Below are 2,076 nucleotides of genomic sequence, written 5' to 3' on the forward strand. Positions count from 1 at the left end.
AACTCACGCATGATGCTGGTGGGGGGAATCTCCTTGTCGCTGATGGGAATGAAATAGCGCAGGAATTTCAACAGGCGATGGGCCTCGGCGTACTCGTCGCAGTTCATCGTCTTTACGTTCTCGCCATCGATAGGCTGACGGAAGCAGGCCACAAACATCTCTGCCAGGTCCTTCTTATCCAAAAACTCCTGGTTCAGCTGCTCAGAAGTGATACCAGGTATGTGGAGAGGGAAACCTGCCAGAATACATTATTGTATACCAATCAGATTCCGCTTAGCAGATGATAATTATTAGATAAAGGAATTTATCGGACACCAATAGTTTTTTTTCTATAACAAATCCTCGATTTTCATATGAAAGAATTCTTTGAATGGTATGCCATCGGTGCCGATGACTAATGCCCGTTTGGGATGAAAGCTTTCGCAGAACTTTGGTAATCCACTATTCATACCACGTCGCCCACTTTTCACTTCAAGTGCTATCGCTGTTCCTTGACTCGCAACAATATAGTCTACCTCATCATAACGTTCGCGCCAATAATATATTTTCTTGGTTCGTTCATTCGTTCCAGTACCTCTGCAAATTGTGGTCTTTTGTACTCCATAATGTTCAATTCTTGATTACAAAATGTTCAAATCTCCGTTACAAAATGTTCAAATCTCGGCTGCAAATATAGGAAATTTATCTGAAACAAAGAAGGAATTAGCAGATTTTTTATATTTGCAAAGAGAATTTGAGTATCACAGCTTTTCACAGGGACGGTCCTGAAGTAAATCTAGAAAGTGATCAAATATCATTTTTCTCGCATAATTATTTGGCGGAATGAAGAATTGTGTGTACCTTTGTCGCTGAATTAAAAATAAGCCTACCATGCTTAAATGGCTAACTGTATTATGAACAAGAAAAATCTGTTACGTGCCGTAATGGCACTTACTCTGCAATTGTGTGCTATGCCCGTTGCAGCCCAAGCGGTGACTGCCCAGCAGGCTAGTCAGGATTCGGTAGTAAATGTTATTGCATATTTCTGCAAGAACGACACCATGTGTTATCAATATCAGGATTACGAGGCTAAGGTGGAAAAAAATGATACCATCGTAGACCACTACATCAAGAGCGATATACAATTGGTGGTAGTCGACTCGACGTCGAAAGGATATCTGATAGAATACAATACGCTGAACACTACAGTGGAATATAAAGACTCTATGTTTACACGTGTGATGCAGTCGATAATGGAAAAGATGGGCGATGTGAAGGTGCTGTTTTCTACAGATGAGTATGGCACTATCGAACACGTGAAGAACTGGACAGAGGTGAAAAACTATATGAAAGCTGCATCTAAGGCGATATTTGACTCAATCTATACTAATATGCCTGCGATGAGTGAAGTGCTTCCTCGACATCGATTTGAAGCACAGGTAGCAACTATGTTTTCTAACGAGAAGGCTTTCCTGGCCAATAATGACGATCTGCAGTTGCTGTTCTTGTTACATGGCAAGTCGCTGCCTATAGGTAAAGTAGAGAACGAAGAGCCTTCAGATAACGGATATCCACAACATAGCGTAATTGTGACAAGTTATGGTAAGACCGACGATGACTACGGATTCGAAGATGATTATTATGTGCATAGCGTATCAGAAACCACCGTACCCAAAGACGACGTAAAGGATATGCTGAAAATGTACTTCAACAAGATGATAAGCGACAAGCACTTAGATGAAATGAATCAGGCTATCGACTCGACGGAATATAGCGAAGCAAAGATTACCTACTCTGAGCAGTACAACTACTTCTATAATGGTTGGCCATGTGAGATGACTCAGTCGAAGCTTATTGATCTGATGGGAACACAGACCATCGAGATAAAGAATATAGTATGGAATACTCGTCGATGGGGCGTGTATGAAGATGATGACAGCTCAGCCTACGATACTACGATGTAAAAAAACGGTGCAACTCTATACGAGATGCACCGTTTTTGTTTAGCCCCTGTATTTGAAGCTGCTGCCACCTACGAACTCACGCATGATGCTGGTGGGGGGAATCTCCTTGTCGCTGATGGGAATGAAATAGCGC

The 2,076-nt window shown here is 41.8% G+C and carries 2 protein-coding genes; one reads left to right on the forward strand and one right to left on the reverse strand.

Going from position 1 to position 2,076, the window contains the following annotated elements; all coding sequences use genetic code 11:
- On the reverse strand, positions 1-182 hold a 182-nt coding region (locus T491_RS16785), incomplete at its 3' end, for a hypothetical protein (protein ID WP_036916233.1).
- Positions 183-893: 711 nt separating this feature from the next.
- On the opposite strand from T491_RS16785, the gene T491_RS0115175 reads away from it, so the two are divergent.
- The gene (locus T491_RS0115175) at positions 894-1,943 is read left to right on the forward strand and encodes a hypothetical protein (protein WP_155950174.1); all 1,050 of its coding nucleotides are present in this window, start codon (positions 894-896) and stop codon (positions 1,941-1,943) included.
- Positions 1,944-2,076 lie beyond the last annotated feature (133 nt).

Source organism: Prevotella sp. P6B4 (genome assembly GCF_000619985.1).
In the GTDB taxonomy this organism is placed as follows: Bacteria; Bacteroidota; Bacteroidia; order Bacteroidales; family Bacteroidaceae; genus Prevotella.